This window comes from Pseudomonas sp. NPDC077186 (assembly GCF_044543505.1).
Lineage (GTDB): Bacteria > Pseudomonadota > Gammaproteobacteria > Pseudomonadales > Pseudomonadaceae > Aquipseudomonas.
In genome coordinates this window covers 108,859-135,049 of the sequence record NZ_JBITWE010000007.1, presented here as the reverse complement: position 1 = coordinate 135,049, position 26,191 = coordinate 108,859, and the positions used below count along the sequence as shown (strand labels likewise).

At 51.7% G+C, this 26,191-nt stretch carries 20 protein-coding genes and 9 pseudogenes; 14 read left to right on the top strand and 15 right to left on the bottom strand.

Annotation, left to right across the window (positions count from 1 at the left end; translation table 11 throughout):
- Positions 1-155 precede the first annotated feature (155 nt).
- Entirely contained in the window at positions 156-2,723 is a 2,568-nt protein-coding gene (gene mutS, locus ACIGKL_RS22595) for a DNA mismatch repair protein MutS (protein ID WP_397488634.1), read from the bottom strand.
- Positions 2,724-2,801: 78 nt separating this feature from the next.
- On the opposite strand from mutS, the gene ACIGKL_RS22590 reads away from it, so the two are divergent.
- From ACIGKL_RS22590 to recA, 3 genes are all read left to right on the top strand, one after another.
- Positions 2,802-3,302 (top strand): CinA family protein, encoded by a 501-nt coding sequence (locus ACIGKL_RS22590; protein WP_397488633.1) that lies wholly within the window; start codon positions 2,802-2,804, stop codon positions 3,300-3,302.
- A gap of 87 nt (positions 3,303-3,389) precedes the next feature.
- Positions 3,390-3,914, top strand: coding sequence for an ATPase domain-containing protein (locus ACIGKL_RS22585; protein ID WP_397488632.1), 525 nt, complete (start codon positions 3,390-3,392; stop codon positions 3,912-3,914).
- 97 nt (positions 3,915-4,011) lie between these two features.
- Positions 4,012-5,058, top strand: a complete 1,047-nt coding sequence (gene recA, locus ACIGKL_RS22580) for a recombinase RecA (protein WP_019395734.1) — start codon at positions 4,012-4,014, stop codon at positions 5,056-5,058.
- A gap of 53 nt (positions 5,059-5,111) precedes the next feature.
- On the opposite strand, the pseudogene ACIGKL_RS22575 reads toward recA, so the two are convergent.
- Positions 5,112-5,251, bottom strand: a pseudogene (locus tag ACIGKL_RS22575) (IS5/IS1182 family transposase); the annotation flags it as partial.
- 176 nt (positions 5,252-5,427) lie between these two features.
- Here ACIGKL_RS22575 and ACIGKL_RS22570 point away from each other — a divergent pair.
- From ACIGKL_RS22570 to ACIGKL_RS22545, 6 genes and pseudogenes are all read left to right on the top strand, one after another.
- Positions 5,428-6,024: pseudogene (locus tag ACIGKL_RS22570) on the top strand (IS1182 family transposase); the annotation flags it as partial.
- Between the two features lie 383 nt (positions 6,025-6,407).
- A pseudogene (locus ACIGKL_RS22565) lies at positions 6,408-6,866 on the top strand (transposase); the annotation flags it as partial.
- Between the two features lie 484 nt (positions 6,867-7,350).
- On the top strand, positions 7,351-9,774 hold the full coding sequence (locus ACIGKL_RS22560; protein ID WP_239060849.1) for a LuxR C-terminal-related transcriptional regulator: 2,424 nt from the start codon (positions 7,351-7,353) through the stop codon (positions 9,772-9,774).
- A gap of 49 nt (positions 9,775-9,823) precedes the next feature.
- Entirely contained in the window at positions 9,824-10,981 is a 1,158-nt protein-coding gene (locus ACIGKL_RS22555; protein ID WP_033864462.1) for an NAD(P)/FAD-dependent oxidoreductase, read from the top strand.
- Between the two features lie 348 nt (positions 10,982-11,329).
- Positions 11,330-11,668 (top strand): IS66 family insertion sequence element accessory protein TnpB, encoded by a 339-nt coding sequence (gene tnpB, locus ACIGKL_RS22550; RefSeq protein WP_011920682.1) that lies wholly within the window; start codon positions 11,330-11,332, stop codon positions 11,666-11,668.
- A gap of 112 nt (positions 11,669-11,780) precedes the next feature.
- Positions 11,781-12,044 (top strand): annotated as a pseudogene (locus tag ACIGKL_RS22545) (ATP-binding protein); the annotation flags it as partial.
- Positions 12,045-12,285: 241 nt separating this feature from the next.
- Here the strand turns inward: ACIGKL_RS22545 and ACIGKL_RS22540 are convergent.
- From ACIGKL_RS22540 to ACIGKL_RS22495, 10 genes and pseudogenes are all read right to left on the bottom strand, one after another.
- Positions 12,286-13,152: a methyl-accepting chemotaxis protein gene (locus ACIGKL_RS22540; RefSeq protein ID WP_373558234.1), complete on the bottom strand. Its 867-nt coding sequence runs from the start codon at positions 13,150-13,152 to the stop codon at positions 12,286-12,288.
- A gap of 6 nt (positions 13,153-13,158) precedes the next feature.
- Positions 13,159-13,281: pseudogene (locus ACIGKL_RS22535) on the bottom strand (HAMP domain-containing protein); the annotation flags it as partial.
- 1,195 nt (positions 13,282-14,476) lie between these two features.
- Positions 14,477-14,740 (bottom strand): annotated as a pseudogene (locus ACIGKL_RS22530) (hypothetical protein); the annotation flags it as partial.
- 3 nt (positions 14,741-14,743) lie between these two features.
- Complete coding sequence (alkL, locus tag ACIGKL_RS22525) at positions 14,744-15,436, bottom strand: OmpW family protein AlkL (RefSeq protein WP_032489564.1); 693 nt, start codon at positions 15,434-15,436, stop codon at positions 14,744-14,746.
- A gap of 101 nt (positions 15,437-15,537) precedes the next feature.
- Positions 15,538-17,178: a long-chain fatty acid--CoA ligase gene (locus ACIGKL_RS22520; RefSeq protein WP_058134802.1), complete on the bottom strand. Its 1,641-nt coding sequence runs from the start codon at positions 17,176-17,178 to the stop codon at positions 15,538-15,540.
- Between the two features lie 76 nt (positions 17,179-17,254).
- Positions 17,255-18,913, bottom strand: coding sequence for a GMC family oxidoreductase (locus tag ACIGKL_RS22515; protein ID WP_058134801.1), 1,659 nt, complete (start codon positions 18,911-18,913; stop codon positions 17,255-17,257).
- Between the two features lie 38 nt (positions 18,914-18,951).
- Positions 18,952-20,403: an aldehyde dehydrogenase family protein gene (locus ACIGKL_RS22510; RefSeq protein WP_011920685.1), complete on the bottom strand. Its 1,452-nt coding sequence runs from the start codon at positions 20,401-20,403 to the stop codon at positions 18,952-18,954.
- Positions 20,404-20,449: 46 nt separating this feature from the next.
- Positions 20,450-20,971 carry a rubredoxin gene (locus ACIGKL_RS22505; RefSeq protein WP_032489561.1) on the bottom strand — a complete coding sequence of 174 codons (522 nt, stop codon included), beginning with the start codon at positions 20,969-20,971 and terminating at the stop codon, positions 20,450-20,452.
- A gap of 47 nt (positions 20,972-21,018) precedes the next feature.
- A complete protein-coding gene (locus ACIGKL_RS22500) occupies positions 21,019-21,417 on the bottom strand; it encodes a rubredoxin (protein ID WP_011920687.1) in 399 nt (132 codons plus the stop codon).
- Between the two features lie 216 nt (positions 21,418-21,633).
- Positions 21,634-22,839, bottom strand: a complete 1,206-nt coding sequence (locus ACIGKL_RS22495) for an alkane 1-monooxygenase (RefSeq protein WP_011920688.1) — start codon at positions 22,837-22,839, stop codon at positions 21,634-21,636.
- Positions 22,840-22,998: 159 nt separating this feature from the next.
- On the opposite strand from ACIGKL_RS22495, the pseudogene ACIGKL_RS22490 reads away from it, so the two are divergent.
- Positions 22,999-23,097: pseudogene (locus ACIGKL_RS22490) on the top strand (IS5/IS1182 family transposase); the annotation flags it as partial.
- 162 nt (positions 23,098-23,259) lie between these two features.
- Positions 23,260-23,838 (top strand): annotated as a pseudogene (gene istA / locus ACIGKL_RS22485) (IS21 family transposase); the annotation flags it as partial.
- Between the two features lie 109 nt (positions 23,839-23,947).
- Here istA and ACIGKL_RS22480 read toward each other — a convergent pair.
- A complete protein-coding gene (locus ACIGKL_RS22480) occupies positions 23,948-24,166 on the bottom strand; it encodes a hypothetical protein (RefSeq protein ID WP_071533810.1) in 219 nt (72 codons plus the stop codon).
- Between the two features lie 52 nt (positions 24,167-24,218).
- On the opposite strand from ACIGKL_RS22480, the gene ACIGKL_RS22475 reads away from it, so the two are divergent.
- From ACIGKL_RS22475 to ACIGKL_RS22465, 3 genes and pseudogenes are all read left to right on the top strand, one after another.
- A complete protein-coding gene (locus ACIGKL_RS22475; protein ID WP_025986894.1) occupies positions 24,219-24,419 on the top strand; it encodes an integrase in 201 nt (66 codons plus the stop codon).
- Between the two features lie 109 nt (positions 24,420-24,528).
- Positions 24,529-24,744, top strand: a pseudogene (locus ACIGKL_RS22470) (transposase domain-containing protein); the annotation flags it as partial.
- A 3-nt stretch (positions 24,745-24,747) separates the two neighbouring features.
- On the top strand, positions 24,748-25,326 hold the full coding sequence (locus ACIGKL_RS22465) for a plasmid pRiA4b ORF-3 family protein (RefSeq protein WP_019396669.1): 579 nt from the start codon (positions 24,748-24,750) through the stop codon (positions 25,324-25,326).
- A gap of 84 nt (positions 25,327-25,410) precedes the next feature.
- Here the strand turns inward: ACIGKL_RS22465 and ACIGKL_RS22460 are convergent, their stop codons facing one another.
- A complete protein-coding gene (locus tag ACIGKL_RS22460) occupies positions 25,411-25,707 on the bottom strand; it encodes a hypothetical protein (RefSeq protein ID WP_019396668.1) in 297 nt (98 codons plus the stop codon).
- Positions 25,708-26,067 carry a hypothetical protein gene (locus ACIGKL_RS22455; RefSeq protein ID WP_019396667.1) on the bottom strand — a complete coding sequence of 120 codons (360 nt, stop codon included), beginning with the start codon at positions 26,065-26,067 and terminating at the stop codon, positions 25,708-25,710. It lies immediately after the preceding gene.
- Positions 26,068-26,191 lie beyond the last annotated feature (124 nt).

The window sequence follows — 26,191 nt, the reverse complement described above, 5'->3', positions numbered from 1 at the left end:
CGCGCGGCTGCGTTAGAACCTGTTTACGATCTCGCGAGCTAGAGCCATGCAAGGCTAAAACAGGCGAGGACGCGGAGTTTACGAGTTGTAAATGAGCAGTCCGAGCCTGTTTTTAACGCGGCAGGGCCGACGCGCAGCAGATCGTAGGCAGGTTCTTAGATGCGTGTCTTCCATATGTATAACAGCTCCAGCGCCTTGCGCGGGCTCAGATCATCCGGATTGATCTTGTGCAATTCCTCCAGCAGCGGGTGCGGCACGCTGGCGAACAGGTCGCTCTGCATCGGCGCCTGCGCTTTGCCGGGCTCCTGGCGCGGCAGATCGTGCGGCAGGCTGGTGGTTTCCAGTCGCGCCAGGTGCTCGCGCGCGCGGGCGATCACCGTGCCGGGCACGCCGGCCAGTTGCGCCACCGCCAGGCCGTAGCTCTGGCTGGCGGGTCCGGGCTGGACGTGGTGGAGGAAGACGATGCGTTCGTTGTGCTCGGTGGCCGAGAGGTGCACGTTGGCCACCACCGGCTCGCTTTCCGGCAGCACGGTCAGCTCGAAGTAGTGGGTGGCGAACAGGGTGAAGGCACGCAGCCGCGCCAGGTGCTCGGCCGCCGACCAGGCCAGCGACAGGCCGTCGAAGGTGCTGGTGCCGCGGCCGACTTCGTCCATCAGCACCAGGCTGCGCTCGCTGGCGTTGTGCAGGATGTTGGCGGTCTCGCTCATTTCCACCATGAAGGTGGAGCGGCCGCCGGCCAGGTCGTCCGAGGAACCGATACGGGTGAAGATGCGGTCGACCAGCGACAGCTCGCAGGCCGCCGCCGGGACGAAGCTGCCGATATGGGCCAGCAGCACGATCAGCGCGGTCTGGCGCATGTAGGTGGACTTACCGCCCATGTTCGGCCCGGTGATGATCAGCATGCGACGGCTGTCGTCGAGGTTCAGGTCGTTGGCCACGAAGGGCGTGGTCAGCACCTGCTCGACCACCGGGTGACGACCCTGGTCGATGCGCATGCAGGGCTCCTCGACGAAGCGCGGGCGATTGAGGTCGAGATTCAGCGCGCGTTCGGCCAGGTTGCTCAGTACGTCCAGTTCGGCCAACGCCGCGGCGCTGCCGAGCAGCGGCGCCAGGTGGCCGATGAGGTGCTCCAGCAGTTCGTCGTAGAGCATCTTTTCGCGGGCCAGGGCGCGGCTCTTGGCCGACAGCGCCTTGTCCTCGAACTCCTTGAGCTCCGGAGTGATGAAACGCTCGGCGCCCTTGAGCGTCTGTCGGCGAATATAGTCGGCCGGTGCCGATTCGGCCTGCTTGGTCGGCAGCTCGATGAAGTAGCCGTGCACGCGGTTGTAGCCGACCTTGAGGTTGGCCAGGCCAGTGCGGGCTTTCTCGCGCGCTTCCAGGTCCATGAGGAACTGGCCGGCGTTCTCGCTCATCGCCTGCAGCTCGTCCAGCTCGGCGTCAAAGCCGGTCTTCAGCACGCCGCCGTCGCGGATCACCGCCGGCGGGTTGTCGATGATGGCGCGGGCCAGCAGATCGGCCAGTTCCGGGTAGGTGGCGATGCTCAAGGCCAGCTGCTGCAGGTGCGGGGTGTCCAGGTCGGTCATCGCCTGCTGCAGTTCGGGTAGCGCTGCCAGGGCGTCGCGCAGGCGCGCCAGATCGCGTGGACGGGCGTTGCGCAGGCCGATACGGGCGAGGATGCGCTCCAGGTCGCCGATCTCCTTGAGCTGCGGTTGCAGCGTTTCGAAGCGGTAACCGTCGAGCAGGCAGGCAATGGCGTCCTGGCGTGCCTCCAGTACCGCGCGATCACGCAGCGGGCGGTTCAGCCAGCGCCCCAGCAGGCGGCTGGCCATGGCGGTCTGGCAGCGGTCCATGACCGACTGCAGGGTGTTGTCGCGGCCGCCAGCGAGGTTGACGTCCAGCTCCAGGTTGCGCCGGCTGGCGCCGTCGAGGATCACCGTGTCGTCCAGGCGCTCGTGACGCAGGCTGCGCAGGTGGGGCAGGGCGGTGCGCTGGGTTTCCTTGGCGTAGGCCAGCAGGCAGCCGGCGGCGCCGACGGCCAGGGTCAGGTTCTCGCAGCCGAAGCCTTTCAGGTCCTGGGTGCCGAACTGCTGGCACAGGCTCTTGAACGCCGTGTCGCGCTCGAAGTCCCAGGGCGCGCGGCGGCGCGAGCCCTTGCGCTTTTCCGCCGGCAGGCCCTGCGGCCAATCGTCGGGGATCAGCAGCTCGGCGGGGTTCAAGCGTTCCAGCTCGGCCAGCAGATTTTCCCAGCCTTGGATCTCCTGCACGCTGAAGCGGCCGCTGGTGATATCCAGCACGGCCAGGCCGAACAGGCGCTCGTCGCCGAGCACGGCGGCCAGCAGGTTGTCGCGGTGCTCGTCGAGCAGGGCCTCGTCGCTGATGGTGCCGGGGGTGATGATGCGTACCACCTGGCGTTCCACCGGGCCCTTGCTGGTGGCCGGGTCGCCGATCTGCTCGCAGATCACCACCGACTCGCCGAGCTTGACCAGCTTGGCCAGGTAGCCTTCCAGCGAATGGAAGGGGATGCCGCACATGGGGATCGACTGGCCGGCGGACTGGCCGCGGGCGGTGAGGGTGATATCCAGCAGTTTCGCGGCTTTCTTCGCGTCTTCGTAGAAGATCTCGTAGAAATCCCCCATGCGGTAGAACATCAGCTGGTCCGGGTGCTGGTTCTTCAGCTTCCAGTATTGCTGCATCATCGGGGTGTGCTGGGAGAGGTCCGTCATGGTCTCGACTGTCCGGCTTAAATCGCAAAAGCGCCTAGTGTAGGGTATCGGCCTGGCCCGTTTCACCCCGGAGAGCATATGGATTCCATCAGTCACCTGGCCGCGCAGCTCGGCCGGCAGTTGCAAGCCGCCGGTGCCCAGGTCAGCACCGCCGAGTCCTGCACCGGCGGCGGCATCGCCGAGGCAATCACCCGTATCCCCGGCAGTTCGGCCTGGTTCGAGGCCGGCTACGTCACCTACTCCAATGCACAGAAGAGCAAGCAGCTGGGCGTGCCGGCCGAGTTGTTCGGCACCGTCGGCGCAGTCAGCCGCGAGGTGGTCGAGGCCATGGTGCGCGGCGCCCAGGCCCACAGCGGGGCGCGCTACGCGGTGGCGGTCAGCGGCGTGGCGGGGCCCGACGGCGGTTCGGCGGAGAAGCCGGTGGGCACCGTATGGTTGGCCTGGGGCGATGGCGAGCGCCTGTACAGCCTGTGCAAGCACTTCCCCGGTGACCGCGGCGAAGTGCGCCGACAAACGGTCGAGGTCGCATTGGCGGGGCTTTCGCGCCTGTTGGCGCAGGAAAATCCACTGGCGGGGTAGGCGGGCGACTTGCCCTGTGGAATAATACTGGCTACTTATACAGTTGTCGGCGGCCGGTGAGGCCCTTCTGAATACGCGAGGATGGTAATGGACGAGAACAAGAAGCGCGCCTTGGCGGCTGCCCTGGGTCAGATCGAGAAGCAGTTCGGCAAGGGCGCGGTAATGCGCATGGGCGATCACGAGCGCCAGGCCATCCCGGCCATCTCCACCGGCTCGCTGGGCCTGGACATCGCCCTGGGCATCGGCGGCCTGCCGAAGGGGCGGATCGTCGAGATCTACGGACCGGAATCCTCCGGTAAGACCACCCTGACCCTGTCGGTGATTGCCGAAGCGCAAAAACACGGCGCCACCTGTGCCTTCGTCGATGCCGAGCACGCCCTCGACCCCGACTATGCCGGCAAGCTCGGCGTGAATGTCGACGACCTGTTGGTGTCGCAGCCGGACACCGGCGAGCAGGCGCTGGAAATCACCGACATGCTGGTGCGTTCCAATGCCGTCGACGTGATCATCGTCGACTCCGTGGCAGCCCTGGTGCCCAAGGCGGAAATCGAGGGCGAGATGGGCGACATGCATGTCGGCCTGCAGGATGCAGTATTAGCCACTGCGGCATAGTTTAGGTTCACTTAGGAGGTATCCCTTTCTCATTAGGGAAACGCCCTAAGCTAATCAGTAAGACCCGATTAATTATTAATTTAAATGGTCATCAAGAATGGATCAGGCAAAAAGCAAAGCGTTAGAAGCGGCTCTTTCTCAAATTGAGAAGCAGTTTGGTAAGGGTTCCATCATGCGGCTGGGCTCCGACCGCACTATGGATATAGATGTTATATCGACTGGCTCACTCGGCTTGGACATCGCCTTGGGGGTGGGTGGGTTGCCGCGCGGCCGTATCGTTGAAATCTATGGGCCGGAGTCTTCTGGTAAAACCACGCTTACGCTGTCGGTGATTGCTGAAGCGCAGCGTCAAGGTTTGACTTGTGCATTTGTCGATGCTGAGCACGCGCTTGATCCGATCTACGCAGCCAAGCTCGGCGTTAATATTGACGAACTCCTGTGCTCACAGCCTGACACTGGTGAGCAGGCACTTGAAATCGTAGACATCTTGACGCGTTCTGGGGCAGTCAATCTTATTGTCGTTGACTCTGTTGCTGCTCTTGTTCCGAAGGCTGAGATTGAAGGCGAAATCGGGGATTCCCATGTAGGTCTTGCCGCCCGAATGATGTCGCAGGCGATGAGGAAGATCACTGGTAACCTGAAGAACTCCAATACTATGTGTATCTTCATTAACCAGATTCGTATGAAGATCGGTGTAATGTTTGGCAACCCGGAAACCACCACCGGCGGTAACGCCCTGAAGTTCTACGCCTCGGTGCGCCTGGACATCCGTCGTACCGGCGCGGTCAAGGAAGGCGAGGAAGTGGTGGGCAGCGAAACCCGTGTGAAAGTGGTCAAGAACAAAGTTGCTGCTCCATTCAGGCAAGCAGAGTTCCAGATCGTTTACGGTCAGGGTATTAGCAAGGCGGGTGAGATCGTTGACCTCGCTGTTGCTAACAACTTTGTTGAAAAGTCAGGCGCTTGGTACTCCTTCGAAGGTAACAAGATCGGCCAAGGTAAGGCCAATACCATGAAATGGCTGTTGGAAAACAAACCTACTATGGACAAGCTGGAAGGTATGATTCGCGAAAAGTTGATGTCTAAGCCTCAGGCTGAAACCTCTGCACGTCTCGCAACCCAAGAAGAACTGGCTGACGACTATTGATATCTCGTGGCGGTCTAAGGTCGATGCTGACAATCGATAGTTAAGTTTCTACCCCATATAAAGCCTAGGGATGGTCTGAAGTAGAGCATGCCCTCAACCGTCATCCGTAGATCTGGCTTGTGGTAAACGCTTGTTGAAGCAGAATTTTTTCCATCTTCGACCAAAGCTCGTCACTGAGCATCGATCGGGGCATTGCAAACCCGCAGGGTTACTGGTGTAGGAACCTCGATTCTGCGGGTTTGCTCTTCTTCCTCAATGCCCCCGCCGCAAAACGTCAACAGCCCCTAGGAGCCTGTCGGACTTTCTGACTCTTCCTTGCGTTGAAAGTATTCGTGACAATCGGGGCCCTGCCACTGAGAGTCCTTGCCGATGAGCCGTTTCGTCCCCGCTGACCGAGACACTGCGTACCTGCTGTCGCCCTCGGTGGACGAATGGCTGCCGGCTGATCACCTGGCACGGTTCGTGGTCGAGGTCATCGAGCAACTCGATCTGAGCGAGCTGACCGGCCAGTACGCCGGCCGGGGTTCGGCCGTGCTCCTGGGGCTGCTGATCTACGGCTACGCCAACGGCATGCACTCCAGCCGCAAGATCGAACGCGCGACCTATGACTCGGTGGCGTTTCGCTATGTGGCGGCCAACACGCATCCTGATCACGACACCCTGGCCACGTTCCGCCGGCGCTTCCTGAAAGAGGTCGAGTCGCTGTTCGTCCAGGTGCTGATGCTGGCGCGCGAGATGAAGCTGCTCAAGCTGGGTCATATTGCGCTCGACGGCACAAAGATCCAGGCCAACGCCAGTAAGCACAAAGCCTTGTCCTGGGCGCACGCCAACAAGATCGAGGCGCAGTTACGCCAGGAAGTCCAGCAGTTGCTGGCGCTGACCGAGAGCAGCGACCGTAGCGCCATCCCCGATGGCATGGAGGTGCCGGCGGAGAACATCAAGCGCTTGCATGTGCTGCGCGCGATGTGACACGGCCAAAAAGTACGCCCCGGCGGTTGCCCAAGCAGTCGCTCGGGTGTGCTGACACACCGTCCCAGGGCCGTGCCAACCAACTCGGATGCCTGAACGGAACAGCCTCGCACCCAAAAACTCCCTGATCCCGCCCTAGCGGTCCTTGCCGAGTTAAGTCCTACAGGCTCCTAGGTTCAGTTGCATCATGGCTCTCCTGTTCCGTCTGGCGCAGCAACCCGTTTGATCCGGCATGGACGTTTTACCTTGAGCGCCGAAGAGCGCGTCGTCTGGTAGCCCGGTCGTATTCAGGCTGTTGGAAGGCTCGAGCCGTATGAGGGGAGACTCTCAAGTACGGTTCTCAGGGGAGGCAGGAGTGGTAACACCCCTGCTTTACCCGACTGAAGGTCCACATCGGTGCCGATGCCGAGTCCGTCTTGGTGCATAGCGTGGTGGGTACGGCGGCCAACATGGCCGATGTCACCCACGTCGACCAACTGCTGCACGGCGAGGAGAACGTGGTCTGTGCCGACGCCGGTTATACCGGAGTGGAGTAGCGGCCCGAGCATGATGGACGTGCGGTCATCTGGCAGATCGCGGCGCGGCGTAGCACCTACAAGAAGCTGAGCAAGCGCAGCGCCCTGTACAAGGCCAGGCGCAAGATCGAGAAGGCCAAGGCTCAGGTGCGTGCCAAGGTTGAGCACCCGTTCCGCGTGATCAAGCGGCAGTTTGGCTACACCAAGATGCGTTTCCGGGGGCTGGTGAAGAACACCGCACAACTGGTGACGCTGATCGCCCTGTCCAACCTGTGGATGGCCCGCCGACATTTGCTGACGAATGCAGGAGAGGTGCGGCTGTAATGCAGGAAATGGCTGCCGCGAGCTACTCGCGACGGCTGAAAGCACCGAAATGAGCGAGCTATCTGGTCGATTTTGACCCGGTGCCCGTCTTCAAAATCGGCGAAGGCCGAAGTCGGCCAGAAATAGCGGCCTACTTCAGACCTTCCCTAGTAAATATTTTGCACCACCGATCATGCCGACTACACTTAAGTGTAGTTTTAATATTTAACACCGTAACCTATGGTGAAAATTTCCAGTCAGCTGGCGCGAGAATAGCATAATGAAAATAATAATAAATAATGATTTCCCGGTCGCTAAGGTCGGAGCGGATCAAATTACGACTCTAGTAAGTGCCAAAGTTCATAGTTGCATATATCGGCCAAGATTGAGTATCGCGGATGGAGCCGCTCCCAGAGTATGCCTTTACAGAGCCCCACCTGGATATGGGAAAACCGTTGCTCTTGCGTTCGAGTGGCTACGCCACAGAACAGCCGGACGTCCTGCAGTGTGGCTTTCTTTAAGAGCCAGTTCTTACAGTGAATTTGATATCTGCGCAGAGATTATTGAGCAGCTTGAAACTTTCGAAATGGTAAAATTCAGCCGTGTGAGAGAGGGTGTGAGCAAGCCTGCGCTCTTGCGAGACCTTGCATCTAGTCTTTGGCAGAGCACCTCGAATAACGAGATAGAAACGCTAGTTTGTTTGGATAATATTAATCATGACTTAGACTTGCCGTTGTTGCACGCACTTATGGAGTTTATGTTAAATACACCAAAAAATATCAGGTTTGCAGTTGCAGGCAATACAATAAAAGGGTTCTCGCAGCTTAAACTTGCAGGCGCTATGCGGGAGTACACCGAGAAAGACTTGGCCTTTAGCGCAGAAGAGGCGGTGGCGTTAGCGGAGGCAGAGTCTGTTCTTGGAGTTCCTGAAGAACAGATAGAGACCTTGGTGCAAGAAGTTGAGGGGTGGCCTGCTCTTGTAGTTTTTTTGTTAAAGCGTGAGTTGCCGGCCAAGCATATTTCAGCAGTAGTTGAAGTAGACAATTACTTTAGGGATGAAATATTTGAGGCGATTCCCGAGCGCTATCGTGTTTTTCTTGCAAATTCTTCATTGCTCGATTTCGTGACGCCTGATCAATACAATTATGTATTCAAATGCGTCAATGGGGTCTCATGTATTAAGTATTTAAGCACTAATTACATGTTGCTTCGCCATGTGAGCGGTGAGCCAGCGCAGTTTACACTGCATCCAGTACTGCGTAATTTTCTACGAGAAATTACTTGGACTGAAAATCCTGCTAAAAGATCCTACCTGCTTAAGCGTGCAGCTTTCTGGCATTGGCGTAGAGGTGAATACCAGTATGCAATACGAATATCCCTACGGGCGAATGACTGTCGCTGGGCAGTCAGCATGTCTGAGAGAATAATTTTAGATTTGTCATTTCGTCAGGGCGAAATAGATGCGCTGAGACAGTGGCTGTCAGAGCTGCCGAAGCAGGCCTGGCACAAAAAACCCATAGTGCTTATTAGTTACGCGTGGGTATTGTATTTCAGTCAGCAAGGCGCGCGAGCAGAGAAGTTAATTAAAGACCTATCTTCACAATCCGATAAAAAAAATAAATGGCAAGAAAAGGAATGGCTGCAGCTTGTGCTTGCAATAGGTAAAGCAACGAAAGATGAAATGCTTTCGAGTGAGGAGCTCTGTAATAAGTGGATTAGTTTATTTGGGGATTCAAACGCAGTTGGAAAAGGGGCCGCGCTAACCTGTTTGGCTTTTATTTTTGCCAGTGAGTATAGATTTGCAGAGTTGGAGAAGGTGCTGGCTCAGGCCCAAGCCGTGAATAAATTTGCAAAACAAAATTTTGCTTTTGGTTGGCTGTATGTCGCGAGGTTTCAACAAGCCCTAGCAAGCGGAAAAATGGGCTGGGCGAGGCAGATTATAACTCAAGCACGCACAGACAGTCGCGCGCAGATGATGGAATCCGAGTTTACTTCGAAAATGTTTGACGCTCTAGAGCTTGAGTTACATTATGAATTGCGCTGCTTGGACACCTCAGAAGAAAAGCTCTCCAAAATTTTAGAGTTCATTTCCAATCACGGGGTGACAGACGTGTTTTTTTCCGTATGCCGTGCTGTGTCAGCTTGGCGGCTTGGAAGGAGTGACCTAAATGGCTCCATTGAGATATTGGAGTGGGCGAAGGCGCATGCGGTTGAAAAAAATCTACCAAGATTGGAAGTTATGAGCCAAATTGAGATCTATCAGCGCTTAGTCTGTCAAGGCATAACGGGCATAAATAATTTAAAAACTCTTGAAGATCATAAGATTTTCTCCGGACAGCACTCAGCCCCCCTAAAAGCACGCCTGCTGCTTGTTCAATCACTAGTGCTTTCCCGAGATCAGAACTTTCATAGTGCCGCGCACAGAGCGTTATTGGCTATTCAGCAAGCCCGTAAAATTAACGCGGGCCAGCTGGAAGTCCGTGGATTATTGTGTTTGGCCGGAGCGCAGGCAGGTGCCGGTGATTTAAAAAAGGCTCAGCTTAACATTGTTTATGCAGTGGAGATAGCAAAACAGCTTCAATGCTTTCAAACAGTTCTTGATGAAGTATGTTTAATTGAGCGAATAATACCGGCTTCATGTGAAGCCTTCACAGCAGTTAATTTAGATCAAGCGATTGGGGCTTTTAGTCTTCCGCGAATAGTTGAGATTGGAAAGTCCGCAGAGAATAAAGCTGACGCTTTATTGACACGGAAGCAGATTGCTGTCTTGAGGCTTGTAAAAGAGGGGTGCTCAAACAAACAAATAGCAACAAATATGCATGTCACCGAAGATGCTATAAAGTGGCATATGAGGAAAATATTTGCCACCTTGAATGTAGTGAATCGCACGCAAGCAACAATTGAAGCTGAGCGTCAAGGAATTATCTAAAATAATCGGCATTAAGTGATATAGTGAAAAGTATACCGGAGAGAGAATTATGGCAATCGTTGTTGTTGGCGCTGGTACAGCTGGAGTAAATGCTGCGTTCTGGCTTCGTCAATATGGTTATAAAGGGGAAATTAGGATTTTTAGCAGGGAGTCTGTGGCGCCTTATCAGCGGCCTCCTCTATCCAAGGCTTTTCTGACAAGTGAGATTGCAGAATCCGCAGTGCCATTAAAGCCAGAAGGTTTTTATACGAATAACAATATTACCATTTCGTTAAATACACCGATTGTATCAATCGACGTGGGGCGTAAGATAGTTTCTTCTAAAGATGGAAAAGAATACGCGTATGAAAAATTGATTCTTGCAACAGGTGCTAGCGCACGTAGGTTAACCTGCGAGGGGTCTGAACTGTCTGGGGTCTGCTATTTACGCAGTATGGAAGACGCCAAAAATTTACGTAGGAAACTTGTGGAGAGTGCGTCTGTTGTTGTGTTGGGCGGCGGAGTAATCGGGCTTGAAGTCGCCTCAGCTGCGGTGGGCTTAGGGAAGAGGGTCACAGTGATAGAAGCCGCCCCGCGTGTAATGGCGCGCGTGGTTACGCCGGCAGCAGCAAACTTAGTCAGAGCCCGCCTGGAGGCTGAAGGAATTGAGTTCAAGCTGAATGCGAAATTAACGTCTATAAAGGGCAGGAATGGCCATGTTGAACAATGCGTACTTGAAAGTGGAGAAGAAATTCAGGCGGATCTGATTGTAGTTGGAATCGGTGCTATCCCAGAGCTAGAGCTGGCAACTGAGGCGGCCCTTGAAGTGAGTAATGGTGTTGTGGTCGATGATCAGATGTGTACATCGGATACAAGTATATATGCAATCGGCGACTGCGCAATGGCTAGAAATCCTTTTTGGGGAACGATGGTACGTTTAGAGACAATTCATAATGCGGTTACACACGCTCAAATTGTCGCAAGTAGCATCTGTGGCACATCAACACCAGCACCAACCCCACCACGGTTCTGGTCTGATCTTAAAGGGATGGCGCTGCAAGGACTTGGTGCTCTAAAGGACTACGATAAACTCGTTGTTGCAATTAATAACGAAACTCTTGAACTAGAAGTCCTTGCGTACAAGCAGGAGCGACTGATTGCAACTGAGACAATAAATTTGCCTAAACGTCAAGGTGCGCTTGCAGGGAGTATAAAATTACCTGATTAGCAATGATGCTCAGCCACTCGAACCAACGGTCGCGATAGGGACGGCAGTTACCTGCCGCCCCCCGCACTCCGTACGTGCGGAACTACCGCGTAAAATGTGGCCCAGGCTGTTATGTGGCGCTTGGGCGGGGAAGTATTGCCATATTTGGTGATGACCGTTTTCTACGCCACATAAATCGGTGGTGGCTATGGTGGGATTTCCCTTGCTGAAATGGGAGATCCGATCATGTTCGAGCTCTTATTCAAATACACTGCTGTGTTGGCGGTAAGCGTTCCATAAGCTCCACCTTCAACTGAGCTATCCGTTTCTGGACGCTGGGCGCCCTGTTTTCCCCAGTGGGGCCCCGCCATGATGCGTCCCGACACCAAGGTGCAGAAGGTCTGCCTGTATCCAAAGCCCGTCGACTTCCGCAAATCCATCAACGGCCTGCCGTTGCTGTTCGTGTTCCTCAATCGCACCCGTAGCCAGGACAAGATCCTCTACTGGGAGCGAAAAGGTTTCTGCCTCTGGCTCAAGCGCTTGGAAGCCGAGCGCTTCAAGACCAAGCACAATGCCGGCGATACGCGCGCCGATCTGGACCTGAAGCGCCAGGTGCACGCCCAGGTTTTTCCGGAAGCCTTGTCACCGCTGGCCGCAGGCGGTACCCGGGCTGGTGTCGATGTGGTCGAATGGCTGCGGCGGTTGTGACGAAGTTATGTGGAGTTGCCGAGACTGAAGCTGGCGTCACATCAGAGGTCGAACTGCATTTACTCCACATAACTGGCCGCTACACATAAATCGAGTAATGTTGAGCTCAACATTACTCGATGACTGGGGCCTGGCCCCGTTCAACGCCGAACAACGGCGCGACATGCTTGAACTGTTGGACGACCGCTACGGCCAGCGCTCAACCATCGTGACCAGCCAGATGCCGGTGGACAGTTGGCACGAATTGATCGGCGATCCGACCTTGGCCGATGCCATCCTCGACCGCCTGGTTCACAACGCTTACCGGATCAATCTCAAGGGCGAATCAATGCGCAAGCGGGCGAAGAAATTGATGACGCTGGGCACCTCAGACTAACAATGCCAACTCTGCGTCGCTGCGCTCCGACTGCCTGTCCGAATGATCGTGGAACAGGTGTCCGGATCAGCGTGGGCTGAATGTCCGAATGGCGTGGAATCCACAGGAGAGGTGCGCCTGTAATGGGGGAAATGGGCGCTGCGAGGTTATCGCGGCGGTTAAAAACTCTCTGTTTCACATAAACTAACTTTCCGGACAGCCAACTAGTCACCCCCCAAAACGAGCGCGGACAGAGCCAGAATTAATACAACTTAAATACCTTTGCTGCTCTTCCCAAATCACCAGCCAACTTAACTAAATACTGATTTACCTCCGAAATTCTCCTGCTACCCAACTCAACTCCTGCCGCAATTTCTCTAATAATATTTGCATTATCCAGCATGTCTTTTACAACAGCACTCTGCTCCTCTGAAGCAGTTGCAACTTGTGCAATCTGCAACATAACTTGGGATACTGAATCTACAATCTTCTCAATTGATCTACTAGCTTCGCTTGCTGCATTAACACTATTTTTTGATTCAACGACACAGTCTCCCATGACACCAAGAGCAAAAAATATACCTTTATTTAAAGAAGCAATCATCGCCTGAATTTCATAAGTGGAATTATTTGTACGTTGAGCTAAGCTTCGAACTTCATCAGCAACAACAGCAAAGCCCTTCCCGGCCTCGCCTGCATGTGCAGCCTCAATCGCGGCATTCAAAGCCAGCAGATTTGTTTGATCAGTGATTTGATCAATAATTTCAATGATTTTACCTATTTTTGCAATATCAGCTTCAATGCATTTAATAGCCACATGTGAATCATTAACTCGTTGTGACAAGGCATTTATAGATGATACGGCTGTTTCAATAGCTTTTTGACCATGAACCGCCAACTGCCGCCCCTCAGATGATAGTGCTGAGGACTTATTTGCCGCATTTGAAGTTTCAGTTATAGCGAAAGAAATCTGTGATAGCGCACTGACAAATTCGTCGATCTTACCTGCTTGGTCACATATATCGTTTGACGTGCTTTGTGAAATATTTAAAGCCTCGCCCGCTGAATTAAACAGATCACCTTGTATGTGTTTTATTGATTCAATCAAGGCGCTTACCCCAGCCCCCATCGCAATGATTGAAGACTGCATTTTACCCACTTCGTCATTGCTCGGTATAGTGCGATATGTAAGATCACCTCTTGACATATCATTCATGACATGAACTATTTCATCTATTGAACTGCGAGTCTTTTTCATAAGAAGAAAAATAACAACAAAAAAGAGACAATTAATTGATACAACAAGAAAATACACGTAAGCTTTAACGCGTTTGGAAATATCTGCAATTTCAATCCCGAAGCGATTAGAGTTCGTGTAGGGCCAACTTACAAGTCGTTTCATTTCCTCAATATGCCCAGGGTTTAATCCATCTTTATAAATGCTACTTGCATACCTCTCGAGCAGCCCAAGTTTTATTTCTGAAGCTTCAGACAGCTCAAGAATCAAGCCCTTTCCCAGTAATCTTAAAAGAGCTTTATCACCCTTCCACAAACTGTTTACAGCTGTAGTTTGTCTACGAGCCCTCTGCACCTGCCCTACTATAAAACTTATATTTATTTCTTTTTTATGCAGCTCGTAGTACACCTTGCTCAAGGCAACAACATGCTCCCTTTCAAAATAAGCAAATTCAGCCATCTTATGCATTAATCGCATCCCGAATAGCGCAACAAAAAAAGAAAATCCTGCCATAACAAGAATCAAAAAAAATCGACACCGCAGCGAACAGTTCATATTAACCCCTCTAAGCGCTATGGCAAGTTGAAAGCATTCAAAAATATTTATTTTTATCCACGTATTCTGGAGCATAATACAGAAGGCGGTTTTTGCCAATCATCTTGTTGTTCTCCCACTGTTCAAGAAGTCTCTGCAAAGTATCACGCAACCTAATTTCTCTCCACATAGGAAAATCAGGCCATTTACTCTCACATCTAACATGGTACGGCTGGACTCATCTTTAGTCTGCCTTCAACTACTCCTTGGTGTAGTTATCTAAATAATATTATTGCTGCGGCAATCAACCCGGGCACTTGCTCGTGCACATGGAATTCAAGCGCTTGTGAATCTTGCAGGGTAGTTGCGGATTATGGAGGGCTTAGTGCGCCAGTTAAAGCTGGCGGAGGGTAGTCGATGACAGTTCGATACTGGTAATAAATGGCGAATCAACCAGACCCCGAGTCATGCATGTTGCGCCGTGAGGTTCAGGGTAAAGCGTTGACAGGGGAAACCGATGGGCCAGCCATGGAGCCGCGTAATCACAAATTCGGGATGCCGATGCTGTTAAGCGAAGCAGAAGGCTATACGGAGCATGACGATACCCGAGGCAGGAGCCGTATGCGGTAGTTCCGCACGTACGGATCCGTGCGGGGGGCGGCAGGTAACCGCCGTCCCTACCGCGACCAGTTTTCTGCTGCATCACGATGGCTCGCGGCGACACGTGTTCTCCATGGGCTATGTCGCGCACACGAAGTTTGGTTAAGTCGCAGGCTCGCAGCTTGCTGTCGATGGACGAGTCGAATAGAGCAAGATCCCAGGATCTCTCCGCAATCTGGAGCCTTACACGGATGGCCCATATATCGCTGATCCGGAGCGGGGCTTTCAAGAAAAAAGCACCCTCTCTAATGGATCGAAAGAGTGCTGCGACAGTGACAGACCTGATTACTTAGAAAACATATGACGCACCAAGACTGAGAATGAAAGGATCAACCTCAATTTTAGTAGAAACAGGAACCGGGCCAAGAGTACCTGTGACGTCCGTTTTGAAAGGAATATAACGCACATCTGAATTTAGCATCCATGAGTTACCAAGGTCATATCTAAGGCCAACCTGAAAAGCAGGCGCCCATTTATCCTTAATATCAAACGAACTCAAAGCACCGTCGGTTTTATCAAAAAATAGCACCCGACCAACACCAACCCCAACATATGGATAAAGTCGCTCAAAGCTATCGTAATGATATTGAAGCGAAAGAATTGCAGGGCCGTAATCAACTTCACTGACTCTTCCCAGCGAGGAGATTGATTTCTCACCTTGAAATTTAGCCCTAGCTGGCACCCCAACAAAAAAATCCACCGCTATATTTGAGCTAACAAAATAGGCGATATCAAACGTAAGTGTTGTATCATTACCAATACTTACATCAGCATTTGGCAAAGCCCCCCCTCCAACATTTAGATCGCCAAGCTCCTCACCCACATAGACCTTAGAAAAATTGAAGCTAGCGACCCAGTCACCCTGATTATAGCCAGCAGATTTCGCCGGATAATTTTCATTCGCCCATGCAGTGGCCGCCCCCAAAACAAAATTAGCAACCAACACCGGCATCGCGATTACTTTATAATTAGAAAAACTCATTGTGCTACCCTCGTTTTGTTGTCGACATATTCTTAAATAGAACTGCTAACATGTCACAGAGACTGATATCTAAAAAATCAGTCAAAGCCCATACAGAAAGCTTATTCACAGACAGAAGAACTACTGCGCAATAAAATATCACCATATTTCTCGCGCAAACGATTCTTCAAAATCTTGCCAGTACCATTGCGTGGCAGTTCTTCAACAAAGATAGCGGCATCTGGAATTTGCCATCTAGCCACCTTATCTGCGAAATAATTACATACCTCACCACTTGTTAATTCCGAATTAGGGGATTTAACTGCGATGAGGAGAGGTCGCTCGTCCCATTTTTCGTGCCTTGCAGCTATAACAGCAGCATCAACAATATGAGGGTGCGCAATCGCAATACTCTCCAGCTCTACCGTACTGATCCACTCACCGCCAGACTTTATAATGTCCTTTGCACGATCACAGATTGTCATGAAACCGTCCGAATCTATGGTAGCCACGTCTCCAGTTGAAAACCAACCATCTGAGAGTGTCGAACCAGGATCGCTATGAAAGTAATCTTTAATAACCCAGTGCCCACGCGCCATTAGGTTGCCTTTACTTCGACCATCTTCAGGTAGTCTAATCCCCTCATCATTAACGATTTTTAACTCGACACCGTAAGGCGGGCGCCCTTGGCTTTTGCGCAGTGAAAGCTTTTCATCTGGAGATAAATCTACGTGGTGCGCGAGTGGAGTGTTTGCCGTGCCAAATGGCGAAAGCTCAGTCATACCCCAAGCATGAATAACTTCAACACCATATATATCGTTAAATTCTCTAATCATAGACGCAGGACAGGCCGAACCTCCTACAACAACCCGCGTGAGGCTTTGGCTTTTAGAACCATTACCGGCTTGTGCCGCTAACAACCCCTGCCAAACAACCGGCACCCCAAGAGCAATGCTAACTCCTTCGCTAGCAATCAACTTCGATAAACTAGCGCCATCAAGAGCCGGACCAGGAAGAACTAGCTTCGCACCAACCATTGCAGCGGAATATGGAGTCCCCCATGCATTTACATGAAACATTGGAACTACGGGCAAAATGGTATCTCGCGCAGACAAATTTAGTGTGTCTGGCATTGCGGTGGTCATTGAATGCAAAACTGTCGAGCGGTGTGAATAAAGTACACCCTTCGGGTTGCCCGTAGTACCTGATGTGTAACATAGACTAGACGCCTCATTTTCATCTACATCAGGCCATATATAGTTATCATCACCCTGACCAATTAGATCCTCGTATGCAATCAATCCTGGCATTTGAGCAGATGCATTTGAATTATTATGAGCCATCAAGACAAACGCCTTGACTTTTGGTAACGAACCGCGAATCTCAGCAATGATTGGCAAGAACGTATCATCAAGAAATACTACCTTATCCTCCGCATGGTTTATCACATATGTGATCTGCTCAATGAAAAGCCTCGGATTGATTGTATGGCATACCATTCCTGCGCCAGAGACAGCGTAGTAAACCTCAAGATGACGAATATTGTTCCATGCAATCGTTGCACAACGATCACTAGGCGTAAGACCCATCTTGCCCAATGCAGAAGCGAGCTTACGAGCACGAAGCTCCACTTCTTTCCAACAACTTCTTGTTACTTCTCCAGAGGTTTCGACTGAAACCACCTCTCTCGCACCATGATATCGTGCAGCATGCTCAACAAGCGAACCAATGACCAACTGATTACGCATCATCTGACCTAACATCACGTCGCCTCACATTGATGATTTATGTTCATTAAAAAACCATCTATTGACCATGTTTTTTACATGCAGACAGCTATCATGCCAACTCTAGCTCTGCACCCTCGCGAGCAAACTCAGCGCTAGCCTCTAATGCTTCCACATCAAGATTCCGCATAATTATTTCTGCCGCATTTTCTGCAATCATAATAGTTGGAGCGTTTGTGTTACCCGCGACCAAGTGCGGCATAATTGACGCATCAACGACTCTAATATTTGCCAACCCACGGATCTTCAGGCACGGATCAACAACTGACGCTGGATCTTTACCCATCCTACAAGTACCTACCGGATGGTATATAGTCTCAGCTCGCCTACGAATATCTTCGATTATTTCATCATCAGTTTTAACAGCCTGGCCCGGTACTACTTCATGCTTAAAATGCTTCGCCATCGATGGGGCCTGCAAAATAGCGCGCCCTATCTTAATACCCGCAATCATGGTTTTAATATCTTCATGATCGCTAAGATAGTTCGGGTCAATTAAAGGCGGCTGTAATGGATTGGCGCTTTTTAGGCCAATTCTGCCTCGGCTCTTAGGCAAAAGATCACATATATGTAGCGTATAACCATAACCACCCGCTATTTTTCGACCGTGATCTTTAAGATAAGTTGGAAGGAAATGAAACTGCAAATTGGGCCGATCACGATCAGGAGAACTTTTTACAAAACCACCCGACTCTGCCACGTTACTAGTGAGAAACCCCTCGCGCTTAAACACATATGAAAACAAACCCGAGACACCACGAGGGATGAAAGAAAGAGCAACACCTATCGGCTCTCTCGAATTTGCTGCGCACATCAATGTGATGTCCAAATGATCTTGAAGATTTTTCCCCACCTCAGGAAGATCATGGACTAGAGAAACACCATGTTCCTTAAGCTCGGCTGCAGCCCCAACACCAGAAAGCATTAGAAGGTGAGGCGTGCCGACTGCGCCAAGACTAAGAAGTACTTCACCACCACTCGTTGTCTTGACTTGATGGTGCATATTTTTCTTTATATAAGAAACACCAACCGCCTTACGGTCTTCAAAAAGAATTTTTGATGCATGCGCATCAGTAATGATGTCTAGATTTGGTCTGGAAAGTACACCGTGCAAGAATGCACGCGCCGAGCTCCAGCGTTGTCCATTTTTTTGGGTTACTTGATAGAACCCTACGCCGTCCTGGTACTCGCCGTTGAAATCTCCGTTGAAATTAATATTGGCCTCCATGCCGGCTTGCACGAATGCTTTGCTAAGCGGATTGATATATTTTAAATCACTAACAGCTAATTCTCCGTCAACCCCATGGTGCTCGGACTTATCGAATCGCTGGTTGCATTCAAGCCTTTTGAACAACTCAAGAGCCCGGTACCAACCCCAGTAGCGGCCGGCCGCCTGCTCCCATGCGTGGTAATCGTCTTCATGCCCTCGGATATAGACCATTGCGTTGATTGAGCTTGAACCACCTAACGTTTTTCCTCGTGGCCAGAAAAGGCTCCGGCCGTTGAGATTTTGCTGTGGCGCAGTTTGAAAAGCCCAATTCAACTTTTTACTATTTGAAAGCAAAGCAATACCTAACGGCATATGAATTAGCGGATTCGTATCTCGCGGCCCAGCTTCAAGTAAACAAACTCTTTTAGAGGGGTCGGCCGAAAGACGATTAGCAAGCACACATCCTGCAGATCCAGCACCAACGATTATATAGTCGTACATTTTATCTTCTCGAGGTAATGATTTATCGAAAAAATTACTCAGCTCAAATACTTAACTGTGATACCAATCAACTGCTTCACCTTCTTGGTATAAGGCGGAAACAACCAATGCGTGATTGAGAACTTATCTATAAGAACTGGTTTTTCGTGAGAAAACGCCCTGAACCCGTAAACTCCATGAGCACTGCCGATACCACTATTATTGACACCGCCAAATGGGAGATTAGGGTGCAAAAAGTGCACGACACTCAGATTAACTCCGACCGAACCAGAGCTTGTACGAGCCACGATGTTATTTACAAATTGTTTATCTTCAGAAAAGACATACAGCGCCAGGGGCTTGTCACCGTCATTCACACGCTTAATTACAGAATCTATATCATCGTATTCAATTATAGGAAGTAGCGGCCCGAATATTTCCTCATGGTTAATATCCATAGCAGCAGTGACGTTAGATAAAACCGTTGGCACCACAAGCCTCTCAGTCGCGTCAACTTGACCCCCTTGCAGAATTTTTGCACCTTTAGCTTTCGCGTCAGTCAGGAGTTTATTAATTCGATTGAAATGTTGATCATTGACGATCCTGCAATAGTCTGCCGATCTACGCTGCGCAGCAAAATCCTTCCCATAAACTCGCACAATCTCTTTCACAAGAATTTCATTGAATTTCTGGGCTATACACCGATGAACAAATACGTGATCAGGCGCTATGCACGTCTGGCCGTTGTTTGAAAACTTTCCCCACACTATGTTGCGCGCAGCTTTCGGCAAATTTGCTGTTGGTCCAATAATGGTTGGAGATTTTCCGCCTAACTCCAAAGTAACCGAAGCGAGTGTTTTTGACGCCGCTTCCATCACTAACTTGCCGACCCTAGGACTACCAGTAAAAAAAATATGGTCAAATGGCAGAGCCAACAGCTCCTGGGAAACTGCGGCATCACCCTCCACCACAGCGACTAGGTCGACAGAGAATGCCTCCCTGACTATAGATCCGATCAGTGTTGCAGTGTGTGGTGTCAATTCAGACGGCTTTATAACAACGCTATTTCCTGCCGCTAACGCAGATACAAGAGGACCGAAACTAAGGTTGAATGGATAGTTCCACGGCGCAATTATCAAACAGACACCCTTAGGCTCGTAACGAAGTCCTGCCCGCGTGCCCGCTACACTAAGTGCCGCCCTCACTCGCCGTGGCTTCATCCAATCTTTAAGGTTCCGTTTGGCATGATTAATTTCTTGCAATACCGGAAAGATTTCTGTTAGCTTCACCTCGCTTGCCGGCTTGCGAAAGTCCGCTGCAAGTGCAGCAATAATTTCAGGCTCACGACGCTGAATAGTTTCCTTAAGTAAATTAAGAGCAGCGATGCGCTCTGCTATGCCAAATTTACCACGACGCGCACTACTTGCAACTTTCTGCAAATTAAATACTTCAAGCGCTGAATGGGTATCGGCACTAGAGTTTAACTTGGCTAGGCTAATTGGTATGGTCATTTTTATTTTGTCCTGAATTACCTAGAATGACTTGAAGTTTTAATCTTCACTTTTCCTCGTAGAGCACATAGTCTTCTTTCGTAGCCCCGCAATCCGGACAGCACCAGTCATCAGGAATATCCTCAAAGCGAGTACCTGGAGTAAAACCCTCGGCCTCATCGCCCAACGCCTCATCATATATATGGCCACAAGTAATACATATCCACTTCAAGTATGCTTTCCCGCCTTGGGCATCAGACCTTGGAGGTTGAGTTTTATATAGATCTTGGCCTTTAACGTCGGCACTAGGCAATTTCTCTAAGCTTGTCGGCGCAACCACTGCTTCAGCAGTTAAACTTGTGCCACTAACCTCGGATAAATTTGGCGAAGTATGGGTTGAGGTGACGCCCTTTTCACCTACGCCGCTCTCAATTAACATGAAGTCAAGCTTGTCTCGAACGGCGCAATCGGGGCAGCACCAATCCTCAGGAATAAGGTGCCAAGGCGTACCTGGAGAAAACCCCTCATGCACATTACCCGCACTCTCATCATAAACATAATTACAATCCGGGCATTTATAGCTAGCCATACTCATCACCATGTCAAATTGTTATTTTGCGTTGCGGCAAATTTGCGTTATTTATTTCTCATCTTCTTCCTTGTGGAAGATTTTCTTACAACCTGTGGGGTGCTCGCCTGATCAAGAACTTCAGTCTTAGCCGCACAGCCCTCATTTTTATTTTCTTGATTAAGTGGGATCACTAATTCTGCGGCCAAAACTGCCATTCCAGTTGGAGTAGCATCTGAAATACCACTTTCCGAGTTGGCAAGCTGACTATTCACCCCTAGCTGTGTTTCTTTCGAGGGAGAATCCGCGAGAAAGATAAAGTCCACCTTGTCTCGAACTGCGCAGTCCGGGCATGCCCAATCTTTGGGGATATCATTCCAGCTGGTGTTCGGGTGGAAACCTTCGTGCGGCTCCCCCTTATTTTCATCATAGATATACTGACAATCTGGACACTGGTACCTTGACATTCTCCCACTCTCCTATTAACTCAGCGTTAGTCGCTGCTCCGACAACTTCATCAGAGTGAAACTATCGGAGCAGGTCGCCTTCAAAGCAATTACAGAGAGGCAATCAACCCTCAGCACTTTAGCGAAGTGCACTCTTTGTGAGAGCTTTCAACGCCGCACATAAAATTGAAGCACTTATTGTAAATATCGACCGCCGGGCTCTGCGTGCTCACATAACTACGATGCTACCGCAGAGGTACTCGAACTATGACCAGCACTACTAGTGCCAAATTTTTTCAAATAGGTTTCTCGCATCGAATCATCAATTTGGATCTTATTAAGGTCACCACCAGCCCAATCTACTACCTTGGGATCCATAACTGATCTAAACCACTGAGGAATCATCGCCATCAAAAATGCACCAGGGTAACCCGTCGGAAGAGCCGGCAGGCCGGGAAAATCCCGAAGTGACTGATAAGAACGTGTTGGATGCGCGTGGTGATCCGAGTGCCGCTGAAGGTGGAACAGCACTAGATTAGAGACGATGTGATTACTATTCCAAGAATGGTGCGGCTTTTGATGCTCATATCGACCGTCCTCCATTTTTTGACGGAGCAAGCCGTAATGTTCAATATAGTTCGCACTGGTCAGCTGCCACCAACCGAAAGCCATTTGAATCGGCAGGAACACCAGCATCTTAGGTCCAAACAAGGCAAGGAGAACGGCGTAAAGAATAACTGTGATGATCATTGGTTGGAGGATTTCATTATCGAAACTCCAAACGCTTTGGCCACGGCGCGAAAGGCGTTGTTCCTCAAGCCCCCAAGCACGAATAAATGCTCCTGGGATCTCACGGATTGAAAACTTATAAATGCTTTCTCCCATCCGGGATGTTGCAGGATCCATCGGTGTAGCGACATCACGGTGATGACCCTTATTATGCTCAATAAAGAAGTGACCGTACCCTACGACAGCCAACACAATTTTGGCCATCCAACGATCAAAAGTCTCCTTCTTGTGACCGAGTTCGTGTCCTGTATTGAGCGCTAGTCCGTTCACGATACCCAGTGACAAGGCAAGCGCACCAATTTCAAGCCAAGACATTGGCTGAGTTCCGACCCACCATGCTGACACAATTAATGCAGCGTAATGCATAGGAACTGTTAGATATGTCAAAACTCGATAGTACCGCTCCTTCTCTAGTTTCGGCACCACTTCTTCAGGCGGATTATTAAAGTCCTCACCAAACATCGCATCAAGCAATGGAAGTGCGCCGTACCATACGAGCAATACCAGCCCATAAAAAATCCCCCAACCAGTTTCATTTGCAAGCCAGATTCCGATCATCGGAGTAGCCGGCCACAAAGTTGATAGTATCCAGAGATATTTCTTTTTATCTACGTACTCTGGAGCGGAATCCAGAACTCTGTGTTTCTCAAGCATTTGGTGTTCTCCAATTTTTATTAAATTAGTCGCTACGAGATTTAAGACGTAATTTTATGCCTAACTGAGAAAGTTAAGCCGCCCACTCTCACTCTCGACATCATAAACCTGAGCTAATCGGACGCTTGCGCCAACTACACCTACGGGTAGTTTTTGCTCCGTCGTCTGCTGGAAAAACACGAGCTGGCCGCAAGCATGCTGGCGGTGATCAATGGCTATCTGGGGGACCGAGGGCTGTCGCTGCGCCAAGGCACGATTGGAAACCTCCAAAACCCGGGCTTCCGGGTAACATTGGCGTCCCCTTGTGTTGCCGCTGACCGAAAACTGACCCAGTAGAGGCTGTTCTGCCGACTGAAAACTGACCCAGGTGTTCAACTGCTTCTGCTCAATTTTTGAGCAGGAGAACACAGGGTGATCAGTATGGAAATGATGGGCAAAATTCGCCGGATGTATTTCCGCGACAAGCTGTCGCTGCATGAGATAGCCAAGCGCACCGGGTTGGCGCGCAACACGATTCGCAAGTGGGTCAGAGCACCCGAGGCGAAGCAGCCGGTTTACCAACGCCGCGCGATCTTCAACAAACTCAGCCCTTATCACGCCACGCTGGAGCAGGCGCTGCAGGCCGATTCGCTGCGCCCCAAGCAACAGCGGCGCAGTGCCAAGGCGCTGTTGGCGCAGATCAAGGCCGAGGGGTACGACGGTGGCTACAGCCAGCTCACCGCGTTTATCCGCGTCTGGCGCGGGGAACAGGGTAAGGCGTTGCAGGCCTTTGTGCCGCTGAGCTTTGCGCTGGGTGAGGCGTTTCAGTTTGACTGGAGCGAGGAAGGCCTGCTTATCGGCGGCATTTACCGGCGCATGCAGGTGGCGCACCTGAAGCTCTGCGCCAGCCGTGCGTTCTGGCTGGTGGCGTATCCGAGCCAGGGCCACGAGATGTTGTTCGACGCCCATACGCGCGCGTTCAGCGCCTTGGGCGGGGTGCCGCGTCGAGGCATGCCGGATTATGTGGCGCGCCACATAATCCGGCTTATGTTCCCTTCGCCATTATGTGGCATCGGCTCGGCGGCCCCACGAGTGACGGGGGCGTTCGAGCCGAGGGGGCACATAAGAATCACAGGGAATCGAGCCATTTCAGCAAGTCGACGTCCCGGTGCCAAGCGCCTGATTGGGAGGATGCCGCCGAGGATTGATCGGGTGGAACGCACAGGGCGACGGCAGCCTCCTTGGTTCGGATATTGATCTCGGCATAACGGTGCGTCGTTTCCAGTCCGACGTGACCGAGCCAAGCCCGGATGACGTTGATTTCGACTCCGGCCTCCAGCAGGTGCATCGCCGCGGTATGGCGCCTATCTCTTCAGCGACATAGGCGCCATGCGACTGCCATGCACCTGCTGCAGGCCGGAGTCGACCTCACCGTTATCGCCCTGTGGCTTGGACACGAGAGCCCAGTGACGACCCACGGCTATGTCGAAGCCGATCTGGCCTTGAAGGAACGGGCCCTCGCCGCAATCGCGCCGCCCGAACTTCGGCGCACGCGCTACCGCCCAACGGATGCCCTGCTGAAGTTCCTGCAGGGGCTTTGATTATGCGTAGCTGACAGAGCTGGGTCGCCACAGACAGCGGGGCTGTCGCAGGCGACTCAACATAATCGCGGGCTGAACATAATTGCGGTTATGCCGAGCTCGGCATAACCGCAAAAATTACCTGTTTGCCGGATCCGATGCGGGAGGGGAACGAGCGGCGGCGATCTACAGCCTGGTGGGTACTGCCAAGCTAAACGGGTTAAATCCGCAGGCCTATCTGACCTACGTGCTTGAGCACATCGCCGAACATCCCGTTAACCGGGTGGGCGAACTGCTGCCCTGGAATATTTCCTTGAACCACACTGACCACTGCGAGGCCGCCTGATCCATGGTTAAAACTGTCAGCCTACCCAAACCTGCACCTGATCTCTTGCTGTTGCACATTGAGCTGAAGTGGATCACACCGACGATCTGGCGTCGTTTCGTAGTCCCTGAAAACATTACCTTGGGCAAGCTGCATCACGTGATTCAGGTCGTGATGGGCTGGAGCGACAGTCATCTGCATGAGTTTGAAATAGCAGGTGAAAAATACGGGATTCCCGATTCTGATGGCTGGGGGCCGCCGGTGAATCCAGAAGCTCGCAAGACATTGGTCAAAGCGCTGTTCGGTAAAAAGACGTTTGACTATCTCTACGACTTTGGTGACAGCTGGGATCACCGAATCAAAGTCGAGAAAAGGCTACCTGCCATCACAGCCCCTCAACTGCCGTATTGCATTGAAGGTGCCAATGCTTGCCCACCGGAAGATGTAGGTGGGGTGCCGGGTTACGAGGGTTTTCTAGAGGCCATGGCAGACCCCAAGCATCCAGAACACGACGACATGGTGGGTTGGTACGGTGAAATATTTGAGCCGGCGGCATTTGACTGCGAGCGCGTGAATCAGTGGTTTAAGAGGATCAAGGCTTGAGTTGCAAGACGGTGTAGCTCGGACGCTTACGTTCTATCGCTTTACCCAAGAAAAAGATTGATCAGTTATCAACCCTCGTGTTGCTCAAAAAGCTGCCGCCAGCGTCAGTTGTGCACGGGCCTCGATGATCTCAATCAGCTCGAAGTGCTTGGGGAACTCGCGCTTGAGCCAGCCGCTGGGCACGAAGTGGTGATCGAGGTGAACGACTGTGCTTTGGCCTTCGGCAGCCGCGCAGAGCATGACGTTCAACTCTGAGTCATCGCCAGCCATCGCAGCCGGCACGAAGACGATGCCGTTGTCGCTAATACCAAACGAGCGCCTCCATTCTGGGAAGCGCTTCTGCTCGGGGTTTGAAACGGCAAACCAATGGATTCTGTCCATCTATTCCTTCTCGAATGGGAGCAACGTGGAGTAAGGCAGCAAATCACCTTCGGCTGCGGCTAATACCTGGTCCAGCACAGCCTCGGGGGCATCGAGAGCACCGAGAATCACGTACAACTCGGAGAACACGTTCATCCTAGCGGCACGGTCGAAGCCAGCATCACCGCCTACCGACTCGGCATGGTCGAGCGCATTGGCAACGACATTCTCCCTGAGAAGATAACGTGCGCCGCATTCGCAGAGAAAAGGCTGTTTAGCGTTATAGAAACGATCCTGGGCTTCCCAACCATGCAGCCTCGGCTCCATGGGTTTGCCGCACTGAGGGCAATAGGCAGGCTGGACATCCGAAAGATAGAGCATAGCGTGAGTCCTTTTTCTGGAGCGGCGCTCCATATTTGGAGGGCCGTAGAATGCACGCTATTGTCATAACCCCGATTCACCGTTGTCCAGAAAAGGTACAAAGGTACAAATGTCCCTCTCGCTT

Excerpts from the sequence above, each read along its gene's own strand:
- alkL (WP_032489564.1), bottom strand. The coding sequence starts at position 15,436 with ATGAGTTTTTCTAATTATAAAGTAATCGCGATGCCGGTGTTGGTTGCT.
- ACIGKL_RS22500 (WP_011920687.1), bottom strand. The coding sequence starts at position 21,417 with ATGTCAAGGTACCAGTGTCCAGATTGTCAGTATATCTATGATGAAAAT.
- ACIGKL_RS22475 (WP_025986894.1), top strand. The coding sequence starts at position 24,219 with ATGCACCTGCTGCAGGCCGGAGTCGACCTCACCGTTATCGCCCTGTGG.
- ACIGKL_RS22505 (WP_032489561.1), bottom strand. The coding sequence starts at position 20,971 with ATGGCTAGCTATAAATGCCCGGATTGTAATTATGTTTATGATGAGAGT.
- ACIGKL_RS22510 (WP_011920685.1), bottom strand. The coding sequence starts at position 20,403 with ATGACCATACCAATTAGCCTAGCCAAGTTAAACTCTAGTGCCGATACC.
- ACIGKL_RS22540 (WP_373558234.1), bottom strand. The coding sequence starts at position 13,152 with ATGGGGGCTGGGGTAAGCGCCTTGATTGAATCAATAAAACACATACAA.
- mutS (WP_397488634.1), bottom strand. The coding sequence starts at position 2,723 with ATGACGGACCTCTCCCAGCACACCCCGATGATGCAGCAATACTGGAAG.
- ACIGKL_RS22585 (WP_397488632.1), top strand. The coding sequence starts at position 3,390 with ATGGACGAGAACAAGAAGCGCGCCTTGGCGGCTGCCCTGGGTCAGATC.
- ACIGKL_RS22555 (WP_033864462.1), top strand. The coding sequence starts at position 9,824 with ATGGCAATCGTTGTTGTTGGCGCTGGTACAGCTGGAGTAAATGCTGCG.
- recA (WP_019395734.1), top strand. The coding sequence starts at position 4,012 with ATGGATCAGGCAAAAAGCAAAGCGTTAGAAGCGGCTCTTTCTCAAATT.
- ACIGKL_RS22495 (WP_011920688.1), bottom strand. The coding sequence starts at position 22,839 with ATGCTTGAGAAACACAGAGTTCTGGATTCCGCTCCAGAGTACGTAGAT.
- ACIGKL_RS22515 (WP_058134801.1), bottom strand. The coding sequence starts at position 18,913 with ATGTACGACTATATAATCGTTGGTGCTGGATCTGCAGGATGTGTGCTT.
- ACIGKL_RS22520 (WP_058134802.1), bottom strand. The coding sequence starts at position 17,178 with ATGTTAGGTCAGATGATGCGTAATCAGTTGGTCATTGGTTCGCTTGTT.
- ACIGKL_RS22465 (WP_019396669.1), top strand. The coding sequence starts at position 24,748 with ATGGTTAAAACTGTCAGCCTACCCAAACCTGCACCTGATCTCTTGCTG.
- ACIGKL_RS22590 (WP_397488633.1), top strand. The coding sequence starts at position 2,802 with ATGGATTCCATCAGTCACCTGGCCGCGCAGCTCGGCCGGCAGTTGCAA.
- ACIGKL_RS22460 (WP_019396668.1), bottom strand. The coding sequence starts at position 25,707 with ATGGACAGAATCCATTGGTTTGCCGTTTCAAACCCCGAGCAGAAGCGC.
- ACIGKL_RS22480 (WP_071533810.1), bottom strand. The coding sequence starts at position 24,166 with ATGCACCTGCTGGAGGCCGGAGTCGAAATCAACGTCATCCGGGCTTGG.
- tnpB (WP_011920682.1), top strand. The coding sequence starts at position 11,330 with ATGATGCGTCCCGACACCAAGGTGCAGAAGGTCTGCCTGTATCCAAAG.
- ACIGKL_RS22455 (WP_019396667.1), bottom strand. The coding sequence starts at position 26,067 with ATGCTCTATCTTTCGGATGTCCAGCCTGCCTATTGCCCTCAGTGCGGC.